Origin of the sequence: Blautia caecimuris (genome assembly GCF_024622975.1) — a bacterium.
Lineage (GTDB): Bacteria > Bacillota > Clostridia > Lachnospirales > Lachnospiraceae > Blautia_A > Blautia_A caecimuris.
This window is the reverse complement of sequence record NZ_JANJZT010000028.1, coordinates 1-24,128: the sequence shown is the minus strand read 5'-3', so window position 1 is coordinate 24,128 and position 24,128 is coordinate 1. Positions and strand designations below refer to the sequence as shown.

The window sequence follows — 24,128 nt, the reverse complement described above, 5'->3', positions numbered from 1 at the left end:
CACAGTGGAGAGGCCTCTCCACTGAAAACTTTGCTATTTATTTACTTGATGTTTCCGGAAAACAATATATCCCAGAACTGAACAGATTACTGCCACTATTGCATTTATCAAAATTGCCATAATCGGCCAACTCAATACTATATTTCCTATGCTATATGACGTATATGACTGGAACGAAAAATCTGCTATTTTAGGTGGTAATAAAGATAATACATGACTCCATGCATATCCTCCTGTATCAGGTGATAAAAATGTCGGAATTATAATCAGCAAAAATGCAACAATAATAACCGCATAAGTATTTTTCAATAAAGCAGACATAAAAAGTGTTATTCCCATAATTCCTAATGTAAAGAAATATCCCAGCAATAATGCTATTCCTACTGCTTCTCCCATTGTAAGATTATATCCAACAGACATAGCTGGATACTTTAATTGAATAGGTAAATCTGCACCTTGTGTCCCTAAAAAGATCATATAAACACTTGAATAAATCAATGTTATTCCCCAGTAAACACATGTTGCATATAGCCATCCTGATACAGTCTTTGCAAAAATCAACTTACTTTTTCCATATTTCATACATAAAATTAATGAGTCACATTTAGACTGATATTCACCGGCAAATATCGGTGCAATTCCTATACATATTATCATCATTATTAGCACAGGCCACGTTAATGTATCTAAAATCATACTCCAGCCTTTGTGATAACCATATTGATATTCCTGCAAATTTCCCGTCTTTTCTTTCCAATAATTTGCTTCACTAGACGTTAATCGCCCCTGCTCTTTTTTCAAATCTATATATGTGTTGTCTCTTTTTATTTGTGCTTCCCGAAAATCTTTCCCAACATTTTCTTCCAGAACTTCTTTCATACTGCTACCGCTTCCCGGTTCCCTATATACATTAGTAATCAAGCTCAATAAATCTCTGTTCGGAAGGTAAAATGTTCTATATACCTCTTCTGACAAATAATGATATGTTTCGCTTTCTGAATTTGTATTAGGATCTGAAGTGTACTTTAAATATTGTCTTACTATTTCATCAACATTTTCCTGTGTTAATTCTATTTTCTTCTGCGTATCCTTCATCACTTCTACGGCACTCATTCCCGAAAAATTTTCACCTTTTTCATTTGTCGCACTTATTTGCATAATACTGGACCAGACGCAAAACACTAAAAACAATCCGCAACCAATTATAGATAATTGAGCCAATCTACTCTTCCATATTTTTTTCCATTCATATTTGATCATCCCACTCATTAAATGCACGCTCCTTCTTCTTGTATCTCATCAGAAAAAAATTTTAAATATAAATCCTCCAAAGTTGGTTCTACAGTTATTGCGCCTTCTATCGGAGATGACACCGAAATGACCCTTGCTTCTATAACTTCTTTCATTGCATGCGAATTAGCAACACAATGTGTTCTTTCAAAATTACTCCATTGATTATTGGGTACTCTACACGACCATACCTCATTTTTTACTTCTTTCAGCAATTCCTCGGCTGAACCCTGTAAAATAAACTTTCCTTTTTTCATAATCAATACTTGATCTGAAATATACTCTATATCAGACACAATATGCGTAGATATAATAATAATTTTATCCTTTGACATTTCCGCAATAATATTTCTAAAATAAGCACGTTCTTTAGGATCCAGACCTGCTGTCGGTTCATCCAAAATCAATATTTTAGGATCATTCAATAATGCTTGTGCAATACCAAGTCGTCTTTTCATTCCTCCTGAAAAAGTCCTAATTTTTCTATCTGCATCTTTTTCTAAATTCACAAGTTTCAACAGTTCTTTTGTTTTCCTTTTTGCAAATCTAGGAGGCAATCCTTTAATGGACGCAATGTATAACATAAAATCTTTAGCCGTAAAACCAGGAGTATATCCAAATTCTTGCGGCAAGTAACCTAGCATATCTCTAAATCGTTCTCCCATCTGTATATTATTTTCGCCGTTAATTTTCACTTCACCTGCGGTCGGCTCAATAATTCCACAAATCATCTGCATTAAGGTTGTCTTCCCTGCACCGTTAGCTCCTAAAAAGCCATACACGCCTTCTCTAAGTTCTGTATCTATGTTTTCAACAGCAATTTTATTTTTAAATTGCTTAGATAAATGTTCCATTACTAATCTCATTCAAATTCCCTCCTGTTTTTTTCAACAACTGCTTTATTTCCACTCCAACACCGCTAACTGCAATTACTCCAAATACTAACCAAATAGCAAAATAACATGTCGCAAATAATTCCACTCCTGATATTTTCAATATAACAATGCTGCTACTCAAACATATTCCCCAGGTCGTTGAATATAGTAAGATATTTTCTTCATGACATTTATTTAAAATATACATACATCCAAAACACATTATTACATAAGGGACTGTTCCATATAGAATAATCTGCCATATTACTGTTTCCTTTACAATCGATAGTAATGTAGCACTACAAATCAAAAAAAATAGATCAAAAATACCGAAAGCAATTAAACGTATCATTAAAACTTTACTAAATGAATGTTTTGCAGCTATTTGTATTTCAAGCATTCCGGCTTGAAATACATTACATATTTCTTTCGCATTAAATAGGCATAAAATAGGTCCCGCGATTGCTAGTAAAGTCCACATCCAATTATTAATGTTAATATCCTCTGCTATGAACAAATACAATATGAAAAGTGAAAAAATTATCTTTAACCCCCACACTTTTTTACTGATAAACCCTACTTGGTTGAAAAAGAATTCAGTATTTGTCATCCTTTGATTTCCTGGAAAAAAATCTATGTTTTTCGCTTCCGAAATGACTTTTTCTAATTTATGTTCGTCATATTTTGGTATATGTAGTTGTTGCAATTTTCCTTTCAGTTCCCTATCTTTCATATTTCAGTTCTCCCAATCTGATCTTTAATAATTTTTCTATTCTTTTAATTTTATATCCCACAGTAGAAGGTGGCATATTTACAATTTGTGCAATATCCTTCACTTTGAGATCTTGATAATATCGTAGAATAATCAACTCTTTATCTAATGGATCTAACTTCTGTATTTCTCGCCATATATCAATCTGCAATGGAACATTATCTAATCCTCCATCACAAGAAATTTCTGTTTCTAATTCATCTATTGTTTCATATCTTTTCCGAAAAAAATCTTTTATTGTGTTCTTTGCCACTACATACAAATAATTTTTTAATTTTCCATATTCACGATATGTATCAAGACTTTTTAAAAATTTCAAAAAAACATCTTGCGTAATATCTTGTGCTGTTTCTTTATTTCCAAGGTGAAAAAAACAATATTTATATATATCGGAATAATATTTCCGTACCAAATCCTCTACTTTTTCTTCATCCAAAAGCAGATCTCGAATTTTTTTCTCTTCAAACACAAATCTTCTCCTAAAATGTATCTACTACTTTTTTCTCTATATAATGTATAACGATTATCCAAACAAAAAAAACAAATTTTATTAAACATTATTATTATTAAATTAAAAATTCAAAAATAATTCTTCAAATTAACTTCTAAAAATCACTTCAAAGTCCCAAGATATTTTAAACTCAAGTGATTGTTTCTTAGTAAAAATCAATATTTTTTTCATAAAAATACCGTTACAAGTTCACCACCCGTAACGGCATTTCTCATTTACCTTATTCAGCCTTTTCTTCATTACCGGATTTCAAATACATCATTACTTCTTCAACAGTTTTTCCGGAAGCAAGCAATGCACTAAATATTTCATCCTTCTGTTTCTCTTCTATCTTTTTTCGAATCTCTTTTGCTTTATGACGCAGTTCCTTCAAATCGGACTCTTTTGTACGAATCTCCTGCTCCACATACTCCAGTTGCTCTTCCAAAGATGTGTTTTCCAGTTTTTTTCGTCTTGCCATAATGCATCCTCCTAATAATTTTTCCTCATTCTACCACATTTTACATGTTCTGAAAAGGTCGTAGCGTTTAGAATAAATCCCTCCATTGAATCGCAAGAAAAAAGCAAGAATATAAATCTGTTATTTTCACAACTCTATGTTAAAATATTCTTACTCATACTGAGAAAGGAGGACCTATTTTTGTCGAAAGCAACACTATTTGACAGCCGTATCAAAAAATACGCTTACTGTAAGCCGCCAGAAATCTGCCGGGATCTTGGTACATCTTCCCTTGGGCTATCCAAAGAACAAGTGGATGCAATGCGGGAAAGATATGGTAAAAACAGTTTTCAGGAACGTAAAACGGATACCACCATCCAGCGATTGCGGCGAGCGTTTATTAATCCATTTCATGTGATTCTATTTATTTTAGGTATTGTTTCTCTCGTTACGGATGTTTTTATGGCCTCTAATTTTACACGGAACGCTACTACTGCCCTTATCATTTTTTCCATGATCGTAATCAGCGGTATCATCCGTTTAATTCAGGAACTGCGGGCGAAAAGCACCGCCGCACAGCTTGACCGTTTGATTCACGAAAAGGTTACCGTAAGACGGAATGGGGAACTACGGGAAATCCCTGGTGAAGAATTAGTGGTAGGCGATCTGGTTCTGTTTTCTGCTGGTGATCGTGTTCCTGCGGACATCCGGCTGACAAAAGTAACCGATCTATTCATTTCCCAGGCCGCTATCACTGGAGAAAGCGCCATTTTGGAAAAAAGCTGCCGTACACTTTGTTACAAAGAACAGGAACCCATAACACAATTGGAAAATCTTGCGTTTATGGCGACCACAGTTATCAGCGGAAAAGGGGAAGGCATTGTGCTAGCCGTAGGAACGGATACGCTGTACGGAGGATTTACCAAACCGGATTCCGAAGATAAAAATTCTTTTCAAAAAGGAGCCAATTCCATTGCCTGGGTCATGATCCGGTTTATGGCAGTTCTGGTTCCCATTGTATTTCTTATATTGGGAATCACAGGTGGAAAATGGCTGGAATCCTTTGCATTCGCACTGTCTGTAGCGGTAGGGCTGATGCCGGAAATGCTCCCCATGGTCATCACCGCCTGCCTTGCAAAAGGAAGCCTTGCCATGGGTAAAAAACAGACCATCATCAAAGATCTGAACGCCATGCAGAGCTTTGGAAGCATGGATGTGCTTTGTATGGATAAAACAGGAACACTGACCAATGAAAGTATCCTGCTGGAATATTATATGGATATCCTGGGCAATGAAAATACAGAAGTCCTGGATCTGGCTTATCTGAACAGTTCCTATCATTCCGGCGTCCGTAATCCCATTGACAATGCCATTCTTGCCTGTAAATCCATGCCAGGCAGAGAAATCCATTATGCCAAGCTTCTAACAGAATATCAGAAGGAAGATGAAATTCCCTTTGACTATACCCGTAAGTTTGTCAGTACCCTTGTGCAGGACAGTACCGGAAACAGCCATCTGATTATGAAAGGGGATATTGCACACATCCTTTCCCGATGCAGTCATGTAGAATATCGGGGAACACGACTTCCCATGGAGAAAGATGCCAGACAAAGCGTATTTTCTGTGGTAGGGGAAATGCTGCAGGATGGGATGAAGGTTATTGCTGTGGCTCGGAAACATGTGGGAACACGAAAGGAAATCACACCTGACGACGAAAAGGATATGACTTTGGTTGGTTATCTGTCTTTCTTTGATGCCCCAAAACAGACGGCAAGCGAATCCGTAACAGCACTGAAGAGATTAAAAGTAATCCCGAAGATCCTGACCGGAGACCAGGCAGCCATTGCACTCTCCGTCTGCCGCCGGGTTGGAATCTCGGCGGAGCATATCCTGACCGGCACCCAACTGGATGAGATGACAGACTGTGAACTGAAAAAGGTGGTAGAAGAAACCCATGTTTTTGCAGAGCTTACTCCCGGTCAGAAAGTGCGTCTGGTTTCTGCACTCAAAGAGAATGGTCATACCGTTGGCTTTCTTGGAGATGGGGTCAACGACATCCCGGCACTAAATGAGGCAAATGTGGGGATTTCTGTAGATACAGCAGTGGACGCTGCAAAAGATGCTGCTGATGTTGTACTGCTGCAAAAAGACTTAAATGTATTGGAGCAGGGTGTCCTGGAAGGGCGAAAAACTTTTACCAATATGCTGAAGTATATTAAAATCACTGCAAGTTCCAACTTTGGAAATATTTTTTCCATCATTTGTGCCAGTGCCTTTTTACCGTTTCTTCCTATGACCTCCATTCAGATCCTGCTTCTGAATCTGTTATATGATACGCTGTGTATCGTACTTCCCTGGGACAATGTAGATGAGGAGGAAATACTGTCCCCAAGAGACTGGTCCGGCAAGACACTGAAGCAGTTTATGCTTTCTTTCGGACCGATCAGTTCCCTGTTTGATATTGTGACTTTCCTGTTTTTGTATTATTTCCTATGCCCTGCACTGTGCGGAGGGGCAACTTACCTGCAGCTTACCGACCCTTCCCTGAAACTTCAGTACGCTGCTTTATTCCAGACAGGCTGGTTTTTGGAGTCCATGTGGACACAGGTTTTGATCCTGCATTTCCTGCGTACTGCCAAAATTCCGTTTCTCCAAAGCAGGGCATCTGCACCGGTCATCTCTATCACTTTGGTGGGGATTCTTGCTTTTACAGCCCTTACTTTTACCAGCGGGGCATCACTGTTTGGACTGACAAAATTACCGCTTTGGTATTTTGCCTTTTTGCTGCTTGTGGCATTTTTCTATATGCTGCTAAGTTCCGTAACCAAATATTTTTATAAGAACAAATATCAAGAGTTGATTTAAAGGAGGCGTTCATGATGAAAAAGAATATCAGTTATATTCCCATGGATCATGCCCTTGAAATCTGGCTCTTGGAAAAATTATTAAAAGAACCGCCGGAAAGTGCTTATACAAAAGAGCTTCTTTCCGGTATTCAGGACATGATAAGCGGAGAAGTATCCTCGCTGTTATTAGGAGCCTTAGAAGATACAGAGGTGGCTATTGGCGTACACACGGATGAACTTCTGATCGGTGATCTGGAGATTCATCCAAGGAGCCGGAAAGTCCTGATGAAAGGTTCTGAAATCAGCCTGACACCAAAGGAATTCGATATTTTATATTTTCTTGCTAAGAATCGTGGAGAAGTATTTACAAAAGAGCAGATTTATCGTGCAGTATGGGAGGAGGATTATCTTTTGGATAACAGTAACATCATGGCCTTTATCCGGAAACTGCGAAAAAAGATTGAACCTGCCCCGGATTCTCCCACATACATTTTAACGATCTGGGGGATTGGTTACAAATTTAATGATGAGTTATGAAAAAGGCGGACTGAGACCATTTTAGGTTCCAGCCCGTCTATTTTCTTGCCAAATCGCAAGAAAATCGCAAGACTTTAGCCATAGGATTCCCCTGCTGTTTTTTATATACTTTTCGTGGTCAAAGAAACGTATCCACAAATACGGTAATGATTCATACCAATTGGGAGGTGTTGCAATTGAAGCGAAAACGAAAAGATTTGAAAGGAGCAATCCTTTTTGCTCCCTACCCCATATTTACAATCCTATGCAGCTATCTGGGCTGGCATTTTTCTGGATATAGAATGATTATCTTTCAGTTTTGGTATCAGGTAAGTGCTGTGGTCTGGGTTATTCTTGCTACCACCATGATTGTACTTATCACCAAACTTTTGAAACTAACAAAACGAAGCAACCGCTTCTATCACTAAAAGGAGGATCAGACAATGGACTTTACCTGCATTTTTTTTGGAATCCTATTTACCCTTGCCGGTCTTTGGTTTGCCTTTGGAAAAGGCTACCTTCATCTTTCCCTATGGAAAAATATGCCGCAAAAAGAGAAGGATAAACTCCGAATTATCCCTCTTTGCCGCAATATCGGAGGAATCATTGCCTTAAACGGTGTCATCTTTCTGGTAAAAGGATTTTTGCCCTTATTTTCAAACCACTGGTTTGTATCTGCAATGATTGTATGGATGATACTTGCCGGCTTAGATGTCTGGTATATCGAAAAAAGCAACCGATACCGCAGACCGTAATTCCCATTGCGGTTTTACATAGATAGCTTTTAAAGATTGTGAGGTGAAAGACATGGACTCTGAAGGCAGTCCACGAAGGCAGAGAATATTGTATGAGTGTCCACAGATTCCGTGTCCCTCATAGAATCTTCCTTGCCCCTACAAAAATTCAAGGAGGTAAGACCAATGAACAAAAAAGAAAATCGTATGGCTGTTCGCCAGACTGTAGAAAAGGCAGTCATCCGTGACGAACAGAACCGTCGCATCCAATCTGCAGCAACCAACCCGGTAAAAGAGGTTTTAAAAATCCTTCATACCACACTTAGGGGGTTAGAAGCAGATACCGTATCCGTAAACCGTTCCAAATACGGTACGAACAAAGTCACCCACGAAAAAAAGAAATCCCTGGCAAAACGTGTGGCGGGTGCATTTATCAACCCTTTTACTGCTATTTTATTTTGCCTTGCTTTTGTTTCCACGATTACGGATATGATTTTCCCGTATTTTTCACTCTTTGGAAGCGTACCAGAGGACTTTGATTTTTTGACAGTCGTTATCATTTTAACTATGGTATTTATTTCCGGTACCCTTCGCTTTGTGCAGGAATCCCGCAGCGGAAATGCGGCGGAAAAGCTGCTTGCAATGATCACAACCACCTGTACCGTCACCCGCATAGGACAGGAAAAAACAGAGATACCCATGGATGACCTGGTGGTAGGTGATATCGTCCATTTATCTGCTGGGGACATGATTCCGGCAGATGTCCGTATCCTGGATGCAAAAGATCTATTTGTCAGCCAGGCAAGCCTTACCGGAGAAAGTGAGCCGGTTGAAAAGCTCCCTCATGTAAGCCCACATAAGGACAGTGTAACGGATTACACCAATATTGCATTTATGGGCAGTAATGTAATCTCCGGAAGTGCAACGGCTGTCGTTATCTGTGTCGGCGATCATACGCTGTTTGGCTCTATGGCCGCTGCTGTTGCCGGAGAAGCTGTGGAAACCAGTTTTACGAAAGGTGTCAATGCTGTGTCATGGGTACTGATCCGTTTTATGCTGGTGATGGTTCCGCTGGTATTCTTTGTGAATGGCATTACAAAGGGGGATTGGCTGGAGGCTTTCCTATTTGGGATTTCCATTGCAGTGGGACTCACACCGGAAATGCTTCCGATGATTGTAACCACCTGCCTTGCAAAAGGTGCTGTTTCCATGAGTAAAAAACAAACGATTGTAAAAAATCTCAATTCCATTCAGAATTTTGGTGCTATGGATATCCTCTGTACAGACAAGACGGGGACACTGACACAGGATAAGGTGGTATTGGAATATCATCTCAATGTAAATGGAGAAGATGATACCAGAGTCCTTCGCCATGCCTATCTGAACAGTTATTTTCAGACAGGATATAAAAATCTCATGGATCTGGCTATTATCCATAAAACAGAGGAGATGGAAGCGGCAGATAAACGTCTGATTGACCTGTCCGAAACCTACGTCAAGGTGGATGAGATTCCCTTTGACTTTAAACGCCGCCGTTTATCCACTGTGGTACAGGATAAAAACGGAAAGACACAGATGGTAACAAAAGGTGCTGTGGAAGAAATGCTTTCAATCTGTAGCTTTGCAGAATGTGACGGGCATGTACAACCTCTGCGTGATGAAGTGCGCAGCCGGATTTTGAAAACTGTAGATGGATTAAATGAAAAAGGCTTTCGTGTTTTGGCTATCGCCCAAAAGAGCAACCCATCTCCAGTAGGAGCTTTTGGTGTTAAAGATGAATGCGATATGGTGCTGATTGGTTATCTGGCATTTTTAGATCCACCGAAAGAATCTACTGCCGATGCTATCCAGGCATTGAAAAACCATGGGGTCCTTACCAAAATCCTCACAGGCGATAATGAAAAAGTAACCCGAACCATCTGTAAACAGGTCGGTCTGAAGGTTCGCAATATGCTCCTGGGTTCTGATCTGGAACACATGAATGATGCGGAACTTGCCAGGGCGGCAGAAACCACCGATGTATTTGCGAAACTGACACCGGAGCAGAAAGCCCGTATTGTTTCTGTTCTTCGTGAGAATGGTCATACCGTTGGATTTATGGGTGATGGAATCAATGATGCTGCTGCCATGAAGTCTGCGGACATCGGAATCTCCGTAGATACAGCGGTAGACGTGGCTAAAGAATCGGCAGACATCATTCTTTTAGAAAAAGATCTGATGGTTTTGGAGCAGGGCATCATTGAAGGGAGGAAAACCTATGCCAACATGATCAAGTACATCAAAATGACGGCTTCTTCCAATTTTGGAAATATGTTTTCCGTGCTGGCTGCATCGGCTCTTTTACCATTCCTGCCAATGGAAAGTGTACATTTGATTTTCCTGAACCTGATCTACGACCTGTCCTGTACGGCAATCCCATGGGACAATGTAGATGAAGAGTTTATTGCCAAACCACGAAAATGGGATGCCTCCAGTGTAGGCAGTTTTATGATCTGGATCGGACCAACCAGCTCCATCTTTGATTTTACCACATACATTTTCATGTACTTTGTATTCTGCCCATTCTTTGTATCCAAGGGTATCCTGTTCAATGACCTGCCGTCCCATTTTAGCGGAGCAGAACTGACGGCGATGCAGACACAGTATATCGGAATGTTCCAGGCTGGCTGGTTTGTAGAATCTATGTGGAGCCAGACATTAGTAATCCACATGATCCGTACACCGAAGCTCCCATTTATCCAGAGCCGGGCATCTGCTCCTGTGACATTCCTTACAATGACAGGGATTACGATTCTAACCGTCATACCATTTACGATATTTGGAAAACTTCTTGGGTTTGTGGCACTGCCAGCAGCATACTTTGCATATCTGCTTCCGTGTATCTTATTGTATATGGTTTTGGCAACAAGCTTGAAAAAGGCTTATGTCCGTCATTTTGGCGAATTGCTTTAAGGAGGTGCAACAATGAACTGGAAAGAACTTTGGATGACACTTTTTGGAACTACGGAATGGCTTGGTCTGAACATAGGATTCTGGGTGGCTTTAGCTGCTGTATTACTAATTGTAATTCTTATGAACGTCCTATTTTGGTCTATGAAGCCGAAAACAGACACCAAAAACTGTCCTAATAAAAAAGACGCATAAAAGAAGCAGGGGAGATACACAAATTTTCGTGGAGTCTCCCCCTCATGTATTTTCTTTCAGCACAACACAATATACTGTATTTTTATTATTGACCTGCTCTACATCTTGTGTTACTATGATATTGTATTTAAGTTTTGTGTTATCCCTTTATAGGGTGTCTGGATACTATCTCCAGTACACATGCAGTTTAAGTTGGAAAATCGTGTCATTATAATGCCGTTTTATACGGTGCTATAATGGCACTTTTTTTATTTATCACTATTTTATCGCCCAAAGGGCAGAAAGGAGAATTTTTATGTCATCTATTATCATTGTAACAGGAAGGGTAACTGCCGATCCGGTTATGCAGCAAGCAAAGAACTCCGGAACTGAATACATCAGTCTGGGGCTTGCTACCAACCAGAGAGGTCAAAACGGAAAGGAAGAACCCATCTTCTATCAGTGTTACTGCAACAAGTTTCTTGCAGATCGACTGATAAAAGCCGGTGTCAAAAAATCAACGTGTCTCATGGTCTACGGAGATTTAGAACTCCATCCGTATATTCACCAGAAAGGCAATAATGCAGGTCAAGCAGCTATCACGCCGCAAATTATGGTAAAGGACTGGCAGTTCTTACCTGCGAATCGTAATGATACCAATGCAGCAACACCTGTACCGGGTAATCCAATGGTCGGAAATCCGAATGTTCCACCAGTACCAGCAAACGGTGCTACTTATAATGGAAACCCGGCAATGGGAATGAATCCTTCCGGTACCATGCCTACTGGCGCAATGCCAGTCAATAACAATATGATGCCACAAGCCGCACAACAGATGTCTTATGCTCCGGCAGGGGGATCGGCTTATGCACCACAGGGATTTACGGCTGGCAATGTGTCAAGTGATGGATTTACCAATATTCCGGAAAATACACCACCACAGCAGCTTCCATTCCCGTAAATTATCAAAGATCCCTAAAATGAAGGAATTGCGACTTTCCAGTATCTACTGGTCTGCTGCAATTCCTTTTTCTATTGAAACAAACATGGAGGAAATGAAGTGAATACACAAAAGAAATTTCTTAAAGTTCTAAGTATGCTCACAATAATTTTGTTAATTGCAACTATATTCATACCAGGAAATGGAAATCGTAATGCAGTCGCAAGTATCGGAATCCTTGGCATCCTGCTGCTATTTCTTTCCACACTTCTTCCCAAAATCCATAAACTGACTCTAAACCTACTCAAGAACCAGGGCAAAACAAGCCCTTGGTCTTCTTTGAAATCATCTGAGCCAGTTTCCGAAACAGAAGAATTGCTTTGGAGACAAATCAGCTATCAGATTACCGACAAACTACAGGCTGCATTTCCAAATGCAACATGGGAATTCCAGAAGCCGCCATCCATGAAGCAGCTTCTTTGCGGAAATCCCATACGTCTGAGAACCTTTCATACGGAGGACTACAACTTTGCGGAAGCACGTATGAACCAATACGGATATCTGGAACTTCAAATGCTGACCATTGCCAGCCTCAAAAAGACTGTCACAGTTACCGATGAGGACGATGTTCCGTTTGCTGATCCGGAATCCTGGTATTCCTTAATTGGCAAGAAAAAACTGGAGAACCTTATCGGGCAGCTCCATGCGAAAGGACACCATAAACTCTATATTAATGAAAACGGGCAAATTTACATCCAAAATGGTGATACAGCGGAAATCAAGGATTGTTTTGATTATTTCCCGCCACGAAACTATTGGGATGTTCTCATTTCCATCTTCCAAAAAGATGAATTGACCGCAAAAGAAAAGGACCAGGCCCTCGAATTATCCTGGATGAAAGAATAGGAGGAAATCTTATGTCAAATGTGAATTTTTTTCCAAAATGGGCTTTTGAACGGCCACTGCCAAAACCTTTTGATTGTTATTCCGGACGTGATGCCGTTTTTAAGGGCATTTCTTCCAAACACTGCATTCAGCCAAGAAAGCAAGCCACTCTGCATTCTGCTACTTTGCAGGCAGTTTTTACTTATATGGATTTGGAAAATCCACCTGCTGGAAAAGCAGAGGAAGAACTCGGAGCCATTGGAAGCCAGGCAAACAATTTTACAATCGCAGAATATCCAAGCCGTACTGGGTTGCTGCATGTAGTGGTCTACAACCGTATGACTGGGAAATTTATAGCCGGAAAGTATGAAAAACCTTTGGATCTGGACAGTAAACCAGAGCCATATCAGTTTAAAAAAGATGATGATTCGGGAAGTGCTCTTTATTTTGCTTTAATGCCTACTTTCCTTTCAGATGACGAATTCAATGAAAAATATCAGGAATTAAAGCAACACCGTGATGACGGTTTTCCTGACCTGCCCAAAGCGGCAGAAACGGCTGCACTCCTTTGTGATAACGTGTACCGTAGGATCCGTTATGGCGATTCCCTTCCTATCGGGAATATCAAAATTGATACTCCTGCAAATGGCGTGATCCAAAGACTTACACCACTGAATATCCAAAAAGGTGTTTATGCACCAACGGAAATTATCCAGGGTGCCTTTCAGGTATTAAAAGGTGGACATCACTATATTGCTTCCGCCGTTTCAATTTCCAAAGAAGATTTTGTCGATAAATACATCCTGTCCAATTCTCGGACATTAACTCCCCAAGAAGAATCAACCGTTCCTATTCTCGAAGATTGGTATGTAATCCCAAAAGAAATCCAAAGAATATGTGAACATGCCAAATTAACAACTAACAGCAAGCAGCCTATGCGGAATTTTATGCTCCGTGGGCCTGCTGGAACAGGAAAGACCGAAGGTGCCAAAGCCATTGCTGCAGGACTTCACCTGCCTTACCGATGCATCACCTGCTCGGCAAATACAGAAATTTTTGACCTTCTTGGACAGATTTTACCTGATGTAGATGAAAAACAGCTTTCTTTGGTAGGGGAACTGCCCTCTTTTCAAGACATTACCCTCGATCCGGCTACTGCCTATGAAAAATTAACGGGTACTTATGATGAAAAGGTATCAGAAAATACAGTTTATGAAGAATTGATCCATCATATATCTGAGGAAATGAAACAGAAACAAACTGCTACCTCCAACAGCCAACAGTTCCGCTATGTGGATACACCACTGGTTGAAGCCATCCGAAACGGCTATCTGGTAGAAATACAGGAGCCTACGGTGATTGCCAATCCTGGTGTACTGGTAGGGCTTAATTCCCTGTTGGACCGTTGTAACAGTGTATTTCTGCCAAACGGGGAAGTCATCCATCGGCATCCGGATACTACCATTGTAGTCACAACTAATCATGACTATGCCGGCTGTCGTCCCATGAACCAGTCTGTCATTTCAAGGATGAATATGGTCATAGATATGGATGAACCGGATGAAGAGACCATGGTAGAGCGTGTTCTTGCTATTACCGGATGTTCCGATAAAAAATCAGTACGTACCATGACACAGATTGTACGTTCCATCGCACAGTATTGTCAGGATAACCTGATAACAGATGGCTGCTGTGGAGTCCGGGAATTAATTGCCTGGGTTCAGTCTTTTATGGTATGTGGCGATATACAGGAAGCTGCTCATTATACCATTTTGTCTTCCGTCACTGCCGATTCTGAAAGCCGTATCGAAATTGAAGGTTCTTGCTTGGATACAGTTCTTGCATCATAACACACTATTGAAGAACACCTTTTATACCGAAGCCGAACTACGCAAAACTCTGGCAGAAAATCTCGTTTATTTAAGAAAATCCAAGCAGACGAAACTCTCTCAGAAAGCCGTAGCAAGACTTCTGCATCTACCGGAAAAAACAATTATGAACTATGAAAATGGGCATACGCTTCCATCTGCTTACGCCGTCTTTCGGTTAGCCCAGTATTACGGCTGTACAATGGAAGATCTCCTAACCCAAAATATGAAAAAGAAAGAAAGGTGAAAAAATTGAATAACACTCAAAAAGCTTTAAAAAGAATGATCCGGGATACGGAGTCAAAAATCACTGATGAAGAACTCTTTCTTTCATCGGCTTTCCAAAAATACCAAACATCTCTGGCGAAAGCGGCTACTGGCCGTTCTCGCTATGGACTTCAGGTACTTATGGAATGGGACAGTTCTGAAAATGCAGACATCGCTTATACAGATAATTATAGAATTCACTGTAACGCTGCAAACCCGATAACCCAAAGCTTTCCTTCCCGATTTCTACGTTCACAAAGCCTGACAGGATTGACCGGACATGAAATCGGACATCTGCGTTACTCTGATTTTGCATCACTACAGCTTTATCTGACCAATATGGAAAATGGTTCCTTCTATCCAGAAGCACCAGACAGTCTGCCTTCTGGATACAAGGCAAATCTGCAGGACATCTTAGATGCCATGGAAGAAAAAGATAACGCAACGTGTCTGACGCTATCCCGCTGTGCTGCACAGTTTAATAATATACTGGAGGACATCTACATTGAAGCCCGGATGTGTGAAGAATATCCCGGAACTTTTAAGCAGGGAATACAGATTAATAATCTGCGGATGTCTGAATTGATTCCTTCTATACAGGAACAAATTGATTGTGGCTATCAGCCGTTTTCCATCATGAGTAATTTAATTTTGTCTTATTGCCGGACTGGTAATATAAATAACCGCACGAATTATTCTGGAGAATACACAGACACACTTTCAGACTGTATGGATTATATTGACGATGCCTTAATTGCCACACAGGGGAAAGAACGCTTCCGTGCTTCCAACTATCTTTTAGTACTTTGCTGGAACTATATTCAGCCTATAGTAGAGCAAACCAGAGAGTCTTTAAAAAAGCAGGATAGTACCCAAGTTGGCGATGCTCTGGAAGATCTGCTGCAGAAAGAATCAGGTAGCGGATCTCCTCTTCCAACTGGTAAAAACGGAGGAATCCCCAAAAACATTCCAGGTCCTACAGAAAAATCAAAAACTCCTATAACCTGTGACTTATCTGGTCTTGATCCAAATTACAGGCAAGATGCGATCAACCAGGCAGAAAAAGTACTGCAGGAAGAAGGAGGAAGAATTGAACTTGCTAAAACTACAGCAATATTAGATGGAAATAATCCAGGAATCACATACGCATCACAGTATGCCGGTTCCGGTTATGAAAATGCAGCGAATGATCTTGCACGCATCCTAAATGATGTTGCTACGGAAAAAGCCCAAAATGATTATGAACAGGAATTAACAGAAGACTTGCAAAAATCGGCGGATGAAATACATTACGGAAATGCCCATGCAGGCATCCATGTAACAATCCACCGCATCAATCCAGTTTCCGACTTTTTTATCAAATCTTATCAAACAGTGGCTTCCCCTCTTTTGCGGACCTCCAAACGGCTGCAAAGTTCCATTCTTCCTTTATTAAAAGAAGAGGCAGAAGGCGGGAAACAAAAAAACCTGTTATTTGGTAAAAGGCTGGATATGCGGGCTTTACACCGAAAGGACGGCGGTATCTTTACCAGAACTAGGCTTCCGGATGAAGAACAAAAACTTTCCGTGGGACTTTTGGTTGATGAAAGTGGTTCTATGGGCTGGGGAGATCGTATTACCCATGCCCGGAAAACTGCAATCGTGCTGTATGATTTCTGTACGAGCCTGGGAATTCCTATTACCATTTATGGGCATTCTACAGATTCTAAGGGTGTTGCTTTGTATTCCTATGCTGAATTTGATTCTCTGGATGCCTCTGACCGTTACCGGCTGATGGATATGTCTGCCCGTAATGGCAACCGGGATGGAGCTGCACTTCGTTATGTTGCGGAACACCTGGCAAAGCGTCCGGAATCACAAAAACTCCTCATCATAATTTCTGACGGACAGCCCGCAGATTGTGGGTACAGTGGTACGGAAGCAGAAGCAGATCTTCGTGGTATCAAGAATGAATATCGTAAACGTGGCATTGTGATCTTTGCTGCAGCAATTGGTGATGACAAAGAAAACATCCGCAGGATCTATCAGGATGGTTTTTTAGATATTACCAAATTAGAAGATTTACCCAAAAATATGACACAGCTTGTAAAACAATATTTGAAATAGAAAGAAGGAAAACATACATGAGTGAAAATTATCAAAACTCAATTACAGATCAGATATGCAAAGTACAGACCAGTAAAAAATTAATTGCACTGTATGACCGCCTCCGCTACACAAGTTATAACAGCTATGCACAGCTTCATGCAAAAGGAGAATTTGAAGAAAATGGTCATAAAGTTCACTCCCTTATTGGAATCTCCATACAGGATTACTCTAGTGGTACCGGTAATAAAAATATTATCACCCGTTTTCATCTGGCACCCGAACAAATTCAATTTCTGCTGTCCAGAGTTACCGCTGGCTTTCCTGAATTTGAATGGTCGCAAAGCAAAATATTTGGTGTACCGGATGGCAATGGCTATTCTACTGCACAACAGTTTTTTATTTCCCGCCACGTATATAACAACCAGCAGGAAATACTGACCAGCCCATGGAGAATTCAAATTAATAACGGAAAAGGTATCAAGAAAAAGAATCATAACGGCGGCACTTATATGCAGGCTCAAAGTTTTATCTCTGAAAAAAGTGCTTTTATCCAATTGACAGATATGGATTTTTATATGCTGTTAAAACGTGCTGATTCCTATATCGTAAATTGGGAAAACTATGTTGCATCCTTCCTGATTCAAAACGGCAAACAACAATTAAAAAAGCAACAGGAAGCACGAATGACGCAAAATATACAGCCACAGCCAGATGAAATGACTTCCTATATGCAGGGACAGCCACAAGAGCAATATCTGAATGGTATGTATGTCGCTTAAAGAATTTCAACAAAGAAGCAGCCGAAAAGACTGCTTCTTTTTATAAAGGAAAGGAGATCTCTATGGATTATGCTACAACACTAAATATTGACCAACAAGGGCGGATCATTATTCCTGCCAAAGTAAGAAAAGCCCTACAGCTTCATACAGGCGATGTATTGATGTTGGAAGCTGACACACACAACATCTGTCTTCGTAAATGCGACTCCCATATCCCTATGGATATCCGGTTAGACAGTTTTCTGGATATTTTACATAGTAATGTCCCTTGCCGGATCCTGTTATGTAATCATTCCAAAATCATTGCTTCCAAGAATTATCATACAGCACTTAATATGCCTGTAACAGAAAGTATTCAAAGGCTTCTGCAACAGGGAAAGATGAAATTATTCTCTGATAAGGAATGCATATACCCTACTATGACAGGAAAATATCCCATATCAGCCTTTTTCCCTATTTCTAAAAAAGACGAATTTGGTGAAACGTTGGGACTTTTACTGTGTACAAAAAATCAACAATCTTTCAGCGAAATGGATTTAGGCTGTGCCAAAATGACTGCGGCGGCGATTTCCCGCTATCTCCAACAAAATTATGAAAGGACGGTGATATAAAATGAATGACTTACTGCTGCATCGGGCAGCACAATTATTAGAAGCTGAATTTGGTCCCCAATGGCGTACTGTCGCTGACATGCTTGGAACGGAAGGATTGCGAAAACGTGTAGGAAAGGAACTGACTTCTTTCATGGCATACCCAGAACGGGGAGAAGGCGGTAACAGCCAGTGGCGTGGTAACTGCTCTCCCGAAGTGGTTGCAGCACTTCTACGCTATTGCCTGGACGATAAGCGGTATTACGGAAAAGATACCAGCACCTTTACTCTCTTAGATCCTATGAGTGGCTCTGGGACTTCAAAGGCAGCTGCTGACCGTTATCAGGTACGCTCCCTGCTCTATGATCTAAATCCGGCACCTGCTTATGGAAAAGGTAACTGGAATGCTCTAAAAGATGAAGTGGAGGATTCCGCTGATCTCATCTTTTTCCATCCACCTTACTATAATATGATCCAGTATTCCGGAAATATCTGGGGAAACCCTCACCCGGACGACCTATCCCGCTGTGAAAACTATTCGGATTTTCTTGAAAAACTAAATCACTGTATCCGGAAATTTTTCCTGGCACTTCGGAAAGGTGGCAGGCTTGCCATACTGGTAGGCGATATGCGGCTACATGGTAAGTTCTATAGTATGCAGCATGATTTAATGCGGATGGGTGATTTTGAATCCTTTCTGGTAAAGGGCCAGTTTAATTGTGTTTCTGACAATCGGACGTACAAAAAGCCTTTCATTCCCATTGTGACAGAATATGCTCTGTTGCTGAAAAAAACGGATTCTTTCATTATCCCCTTCAGCATCCGGCAAGAAGGTGTGTTTTCTGTACAAAATACAGATATTCTTGCACTGACTTGGCATCATCTAATCCGGATGACAATGGAGAGTATTGGAGGAAGAGGAGCTTTAAAAGACCTGTACGATTTATTAAAGGAACACCCAAAAGCGAAAAAGAATCCGCATTATCAGGAACGTATCCGTGCCACCTTATATGAACACCCAGACGAATATATACCTGTATCGAAAGGATATTTTCGTTTGAGTTACCCTGTTACATAAAAACGAGCCATGAAAAACAGATTCTCTATGGCGCTACAAAAGGAGTGTGAACACTATGACAAATCGAAAGCACCATGTGAAAGATAAACAAATAACGACACTCTCAGGATGGTTTCATTCTCCGCTACGGGTTGGGGAACGTGCTATTATTTCCGGAGTCAATGGTTTCTCTATTCTGACATCTCCTATCCTAACGATTTTGGAAGTATCAAATGACAGTATCGTTTTCGAAACAGAAAATACCATTTACCATTTGGTTCATACACCAGAGACCGTATCGGAAGTGATGTGTGCTTGAATAACATATATGAATTGGGAAGCAGGCTTTGTGAATTACTTTCAACTTTGAAGAAAAACCGGGAATACGTTCCACTTGAAATTTTACAAACACAGTATCGGGTTCCTTATGAAACCCTAAAAAAGCAAATTGGTGATACAGCGACAGCTTTTGTAAAAGAAATTACATTATCAAAGCTTATGATAAATCCAGATGTATCTCTGGAAGAGCAGATTTCTGTTATCCAACAGGCCATTACAACATCCGGGATGCTCAAAGAAATGAGCTATACCTTATCAAAACTGTATGATGTGGAACTACTGCACAGGCAGGCATTAAAATTAAGGACATATATTGAAGATGCTCTATATCCATATATTGCCCTTCAGGATTGCCTTGTCGTTGATATGGAACGTATAGAGGATACGCCAATTATCTCCAATACAATTACCCAAAAGGTTTATGAGAATGGGCAATGGAGTAAACAGGATTTGGATCTGCATGGGAAACTATTAATCTATGTAAAATCCAGTCCTCCTATGCCTGCAGCAACAGAACAAATAAACAATGGATTCTAAATTCAAAAATTTTTATGTCAAGAAGGGAAACTTTTATGGGTTTCCCTTTTTTGATAGAAAGGACGATTTTATGCATTTTTTATCATTAGTAACACTGGAAATCCCAGAGATTATCGAAGACGAGAATACAAATAAAGAGATTGAAGAGCAAATAGAAAAAGAGAAGGAAGTGCAAAACCATATTTTGCGTGAACTTATGTTAGGGAAATTACGCAGCTTAAAAACCACTTTTTCCAGAGAGGTCACATCATGCATCAATGACATTATGGAACCATACAGCGAAACTACAACGGATCAACGCTATCTGGAATTTATCGACCATACACAAGAGCTGGAGTATGATTATGAAAAGGGGACGACAGATTGCATCCGATTACCAAATGGTACTTTGGTAACGGAAAATCATCCCTCTTTCTTTAAAAAATATATCCTGCATCAAGGAAAAGTTTTTCAACGTGATGCAGGACCATTGCATCACATGAAACGTACCAAGCGTGCAAAAAGGATGCGGGCAATGCTCTGTTATCCTAACAAAAAACTGTATCCAGATTTCCAATCATTTGCCGATGATGGATGGATTCCATTTAATGAAGAAGTACAAAAATATGGCTATTTTTGCAATCCAAATGCTATGTGGGACTGGTACTCAATCGGAGGCCGATGGGCAGATATGCTTTTAGTGAAAACCACCTGTAAAGATTATGTTCTTGGTGAACCAAGCTGGGCTATAGCAGATAAGACATGCCCGGCACCAGATGGTTATATGTGGGTTTCAGCGGCACGAAAAAAAGACATTGCTTGGCAATGTATGCACGACTGGGAAATACATACGGCAAAAGAACACTATCAAAAACTAAAACATATCTTTGAAACAGGAATCTGTGAAAAAGATTTCTACGGAAAAATGAACGATATTGGTATTTCCATATATGGTGAGTATGTCTATCAAAAAGGGCAGTCTCTTTCTTCCTATCTGAAAAAGAATACCATTTCCCCAAAAGTGAAATATCCACTCCCACTTCATGACATCATTGATGAATCCATGTGGAGATCCCGTGATGATATTGTGATTGGGAAAGAAAGTTCTGATTGGTCTGAAGAAATTGACGGATATATTGATGGTTTATCAGAAGATACCGTATTAGCCTGTGTTGATTATCATATATAACTCTTTTCTATGTTCACAATCACAAAAAATGAAATGTTACAGAATTATCTGAGCCGCACTATGCGGCTCTTTTTATGAAAACAATTTCAGTTGTTCATATTCTGCTGTCCGATTCAACAGTATGGGCTTCTTAGCAAGAATAAATTCTACCGCTGCATCCTCCATAATCCAATCTTCCAGTTCTTGTCGTTCCAAAAGCAATGGCATCCGTTCATGCACCGGTGCTACGGAAGCATTTGCCTGCGTAGTCAGAATTACAAAACGATTTTGACCATTATAGATTTGATAACACCCTGCCATAAATAATGTGGCATCCTGCTTTGGACTTTGAAAAGTATATTTTTCTTTGTTTTTACTCCATTCGTAAAAGTGATGGGCAGGAATCACACATCTTCGATGCAGCACACTGTCCCGAAAGGTCTTCTTGTCCAGTATAGCCTCTACCCTTGCATTGATAAGCAATCCCTTTCCCTGGAACCCCGGAAAGCCCCACTGCATCTGCCTTGCAGCCACTTCCCTACACTCCTTTGTAAGTACAACTGCAGATTCAGACGGATGGATGTCCTGCCCATGCTCTATCTTTAAACGCTGGTCCAGTTTCTTTACAATCTTCCCAATCTCCTGTGAAGTTTCATCATCCACATAATATCTTCCGCACATTTTCTGTCCTCCTTCATTCATATTTTACTTCATCCTGGGTATCTTATACAACCAGTTTCCATGCACAATCCTCCGGACAAAATAGAAGCACAAAATTGATTTGTTTTCCCAAAAGTACCGCCTGACATCTATACTTCCAGTTCACAATCCCCGCATACCACTGTTTTTCTACAGCCAGAACCTGGATATGATTGATCTGGATAATCTCTTCATCCTCCCCTTTTACCTTCAACATCAATGGCAAAGATTTTCCGGTAGCTGTGAACCAGCACTGGACTGCCACCTCATGATAGGTTCCGGATAAAGGCTCCTGCTCTGTATGCTCTGTATTTATTCCGATTCCAAATGCCACCGTTTCTTCCCCCTTCCCGCTATTCTGTCTTTAATTTCTCATAGTCCACAGAACGTTTTTCCCGTGAAATGCCACCACTCATGTGATCAATACACCCACCTAAAAAAGCTGCACGTATTACCGAATCATTCCCATACCGTTTTCTGATCTGATCTATCGTTTCATCCATTTTTTCCAGCTTCTCATAATCATTCGTATCAAATAGATCCAATTGCCTCATATTCACCTGATCCTTGATGCGGCTGGTATGGATTCCCAGATGCCGGATGGGTGTCCCATCCCAGAGCTGGTCAAATAACTGGCAGGCACACTGATGAATCTCTTTCGTAATATTGGTTGCATTCTGAAGCGTCATCTGGTGACTGGCATAACTGAGATCACAATTCTTGATCCCTACTGCAATCACTTCTGCCCTGACTCCTGCTCCACGAAGTCTGCTTCCTACTGTCTCTGCCAAAGCCAACAGCACCAATTTTGCTGTAGATGCATCTGTCACATCAAAAGGAATCGTTGTAGAATTGCCGTATCCTTTATTGGCAGATGGGGCAGACTGGACTACAGACACATCAATCCCATTTGCAAACCCCCAGACAACTTCCCCATGTTTCTTCAAATGTTGTTTTAAGTAACTCGGATCACTCTTTGCCAAATCTCCTATGGTCCGAATTCCCAACTTGAAAAGTGTCTTTGTTGTTACCCGTCCTACAAAAAACAAGTCGCTTACCGGCAATGGCCACATCTTTTTCTGTAACTCAGACTTCCATAGCGTGTGCACTCTGTCGGGCTTCTGAAAATCACTTGCCATCTTAGCTAACAGTTTATTCTCTGAAATACCGATATTCACTGTAAATCCAAGCCGTTCCTTAATCTGTCTCCGCATCTTCTCCGCTGCTTCCACTGGTGTCCCCCAAAGCAATTCCGTTCCAGTCATATCTACAAACGCCTCATCTATCGAGTATTGTTCCACTGCGGGAGAATACTCTTGCAAAATTCCCATAAAAGCTTTGGAACACCTCTCATACAATCCATAATTCGGAGGCACTAAGATAAGATTTGGACATTTCTGTTTTGCTTCCAAGATTGATTCACCTGTCTGTATCCGATATTTCTTTGCTGGAATGGATTTTGCCAAAATGATTCCATGACGCATCGCCATATCCCCACCTACCGCCGACACCTGTTCTCTTAAATCGCCTCTCCATCCCAAATGATGCAGCCGATATACCGCTTCCCAGGACAAAAAGGCAGAATTTACATCTATATGAAAAATCACTTTTTCCAAACTCACGTTCCCCTCCTTTACACCTCATTATATAGAACATACGTTCTGAAATCAAGAGATAATATTTTCCATATCCATGCTTCCTCTATATATAGTAATTTTTCGCTCAGGCTAAACTATATATAGTGTTTTTCTTGAGTTTCCGCAAAATGTAATTTCAAAATGAATAGAATCTCCTAAAGTGTCAATCTGCCGATTTTTGAAATTTTA

Annotated in this window: 25 protein-coding genes; 17 read left to right on the top strand and 8 right to left on the bottom strand. The window is 40.4% G+C overall.

Features of this window, described 5'->3' with window-relative positions; translation table 11 throughout:
* Positions 1 to 33: 33 nt before the first annotated feature.
* The 5 genes from NSA57_RS15295 to NSA57_RS15275 form a co-directional block, all read right to left on the bottom strand.
* On the bottom strand, positions 34 to 1,269 hold the full coding sequence (locus NSA57_RS15295; RefSeq protein WP_257465316.1) for an ABC transporter permease: 1,236 nt from the start codon (positions 1,267 to 1,269) through the stop codon (positions 34 to 36).
* Positions 1,269 to 2,156: an ABC transporter ATP-binding protein gene (locus tag NSA57_RS15290; protein ID WP_257465315.1), complete on the bottom strand. Its 888-nt coding sequence runs from the start codon at positions 2,154 to 2,156 to the stop codon at positions 1,269 to 1,271. The genes NSA57_RS15295 and NSA57_RS15290 overlap by 1 nt, the downstream gene beginning before the upstream one ends.
* Positions 2,128 to 2,898 carry a hypothetical protein gene (locus tag NSA57_RS15285; protein ID WP_257465314.1) on the bottom strand — a complete coding sequence of 257 codons (771 nt, stop codon included), beginning with the start codon at positions 2,896 to 2,898 and terminating at the stop codon, positions 2,128 to 2,130. The genes NSA57_RS15290 and NSA57_RS15285 overlap by 29 nt, the downstream gene beginning before the upstream one ends.
* Positions 2,888 to 3,406 (bottom strand): RNA polymerase sigma factor, encoded by a 519-nt coding sequence (locus tag NSA57_RS15280; protein WP_257465313.1) that lies wholly within the window; start codon positions 3,404 to 3,406, stop codon positions 2,888 to 2,890. The genes NSA57_RS15285 and NSA57_RS15280 overlap by 11 nt, the downstream gene beginning before the upstream one ends.
* 262 nt (positions 3,407 to 3,668) lie before the next feature.
* Entirely contained in the window at positions 3,669 to 3,908 is a 240-nt protein-coding gene (locus NSA57_RS15275) for a flagellar export protein FliJ (RefSeq protein ID WP_117576858.1), read from the bottom strand.
* A 180-nt stretch (positions 3,909 to 4,088) separates the two neighbouring features.
* Between NSA57_RS15275 and mgtA (NSA57_RS15270) the strand changes: the two genes are divergently transcribed.
* The 17 genes from mgtA (NSA57_RS15270) to NSA57_RS15190 all read left to right on the top strand — a co-directional run bounded on the left by mgtA (NSA57_RS15270) (position 4,089) and on the right by NSA57_RS15190 (position 21,624).
* Positions 4,089 to 6,752, top strand: coding sequence for a magnesium-translocating P-type ATPase (mgtA, locus tag NSA57_RS15270; protein ID WP_257465312.1), 2,664 nt, complete (start codon positions 4,089 to 4,091; stop codon positions 6,750 to 6,752).
* 14 nt (positions 6,753 to 6,766) lie between these two features.
* On the top strand, positions 6,767 to 7,270 hold the full coding sequence (locus NSA57_RS15265) for a winged helix-turn-helix domain-containing protein (RefSeq protein WP_257465328.1): 504 nt from the start codon (positions 6,767 to 6,769) through the stop codon (positions 7,268 to 7,270).
* 167 nt (positions 7,271 to 7,437) lie between these two features.
* Complete coding sequence (locus NSA57_RS15260; RefSeq protein WP_227164722.1) at positions 7,438 to 7,677, top strand: conjugal transfer protein; 240 nt, start codon at positions 7,438 to 7,440, stop codon at positions 7,675 to 7,677.
* A gap of 15 nt (positions 7,678 to 7,692) precedes the next feature.
* The gene (locus NSA57_RS15255; protein WP_257465311.1) at positions 7,693 to 8,004 is read left to right on the top strand and encodes a DUF3784 domain-containing protein; all 312 of its coding nucleotides are present in this window, start codon (positions 7,693 to 7,695) and stop codon (positions 8,002 to 8,004) included.
* Between the two features lie 165 nt (positions 8,005 to 8,169).
* A complete protein-coding gene (gene mgtA / locus NSA57_RS15250) occupies positions 8,170 to 10,935 on the top strand; it encodes a magnesium-translocating P-type ATPase (protein ID WP_257465310.1) in 2,766 nt (921 codons plus the stop codon).
* A gap of 12 nt (positions 10,936 to 10,947) precedes the next feature.
* A complete protein-coding gene (locus NSA57_RS15245; RefSeq protein ID WP_004223734.1) occupies positions 10,948 to 11,127 on the top strand; it encodes a hypothetical protein in 180 nt (59 codons plus the stop codon).
* 295 nt (positions 11,128 to 11,422) lie between these two features.
* Positions 11,423 to 12,067: a single-stranded DNA-binding protein gene (locus NSA57_RS15240; protein WP_257465309.1), complete on the top strand. Its 645-nt coding sequence runs from the start codon at positions 11,423 to 11,425 to the stop codon at positions 12,065 to 12,067.
* Between the two features lie 99 nt (positions 12,068 to 12,166).
* Complete coding sequence (locus tag NSA57_RS15235; protein ID WP_257465308.1) at positions 12,167 to 12,952, top strand: hypothetical protein; 786 nt, start codon at positions 12,167 to 12,169, stop codon at positions 12,950 to 12,952.
* Positions 12,953 to 12,963: 11 nt separating this feature from the next.
* On the top strand, positions 12,964 to 14,781 hold the full coding sequence (locus NSA57_RS15230) for an AAA family ATPase (RefSeq protein ID WP_257465307.1): 1,818 nt from the start codon (positions 12,964 to 12,966) through the stop codon (positions 14,779 to 14,781).
* Positions 14,669 to 15,046: a helix-turn-helix domain-containing protein gene (locus tag NSA57_RS15225; RefSeq protein ID WP_257465306.1), complete on the top strand. Its 378-nt coding sequence runs from the start codon at positions 14,669 to 14,671 to the stop codon at positions 15,044 to 15,046. The genes NSA57_RS15230 and NSA57_RS15225 overlap by 113 nt, the downstream gene beginning before the upstream one ends.
* Positions 15,043 to 17,172, top strand: coding sequence for a vWA domain-containing protein (locus NSA57_RS15220; protein WP_257465305.1), 2,130 nt, complete (start codon positions 15,043 to 15,045; stop codon positions 17,170 to 17,172). The genes NSA57_RS15225 and NSA57_RS15220 overlap by 4 nt, the downstream gene beginning before the upstream one ends.
* A gap of 17 nt (positions 17,173 to 17,189) precedes the next feature.
* On the top strand, positions 17,190 to 17,933 hold the full coding sequence (locus NSA57_RS15215) for a hypothetical protein (RefSeq protein WP_257465304.1): 744 nt from the start codon (positions 17,190 to 17,192) through the stop codon (positions 17,931 to 17,933).
* A 62-nt stretch (positions 17,934 to 17,995) separates the two neighbouring features.
* Complete coding sequence (locus tag NSA57_RS15210; protein WP_257465303.1) at positions 17,996 to 18,544, top strand: AbrB/MazE/SpoVT family DNA-binding domain-containing protein; 549 nt, start codon at positions 17,996 to 17,998, stop codon at positions 18,542 to 18,544.
* Between the two features lies 1 nt (position 18,545).
* Positions 18,546 to 19,601 (top strand): TRM11 family methyltransferase, encoded by a 1,056-nt coding sequence (locus NSA57_RS15205; RefSeq protein WP_257465302.1) that lies wholly within the window; start codon positions 18,546 to 18,548, stop codon positions 19,599 to 19,601.
* A 55-nt stretch (positions 19,602 to 19,656) separates the two neighbouring features.
* Entirely contained in the window at positions 19,657 to 19,899 is a 243-nt protein-coding gene (locus NSA57_RS15200; protein ID WP_015526832.1) for a hypothetical protein, read from the top strand.
* A complete protein-coding gene (locus NSA57_RS15195) occupies positions 19,896 to 20,456 on the top strand; it encodes a hypothetical protein (protein ID WP_257465301.1) in 561 nt (186 codons plus the stop codon). The genes NSA57_RS15200 and NSA57_RS15195 overlap by 4 nt, the downstream gene beginning before the upstream one ends.
* A 70-nt stretch (positions 20,457 to 20,526) precedes the next feature.
* Positions 20,527 to 21,624 (top strand): hypothetical protein, encoded by a 1,098-nt coding sequence (locus tag NSA57_RS15190; protein WP_257465300.1) that lies wholly within the window; start codon positions 20,527 to 20,529, stop codon positions 21,622 to 21,624.
* A gap of 72 nt (positions 21,625 to 21,696) precedes the next feature.
* On the opposite strand, the gene NSA57_RS15185 is transcribed toward NSA57_RS15190, so the two are convergent.
* From NSA57_RS15185 to NSA57_RS15175, 3 genes are read right to left on the bottom strand one after another with little or no spacing between them, the layout of a single operon-like run.
* Positions 21,697 to 22,284 (bottom strand): SOS response-associated peptidase, encoded by a 588-nt coding sequence (locus NSA57_RS15185; RefSeq protein ID WP_257465299.1) that lies wholly within the window; start codon positions 22,282 to 22,284, stop codon positions 21,697 to 21,699.
* A gap of 43 nt (positions 22,285 to 22,327) precedes the next feature.
* A complete protein-coding gene (locus NSA57_RS15180; RefSeq protein ID WP_257465298.1) occupies positions 22,328 to 22,636 on the bottom strand; it encodes a hypothetical protein in 309 nt (102 codons plus the stop codon).
* 19 nt (positions 22,637 to 22,655) lie between these two features.
* Positions 22,656 to 23,924, bottom strand: coding sequence for a Y-family DNA polymerase (locus NSA57_RS15175; RefSeq protein WP_257465297.1), 1,269 nt, complete (start codon positions 23,922 to 23,924; stop codon positions 22,656 to 22,658).
* Positions 23,925 to 24,128 lie beyond the last annotated feature (204 nt).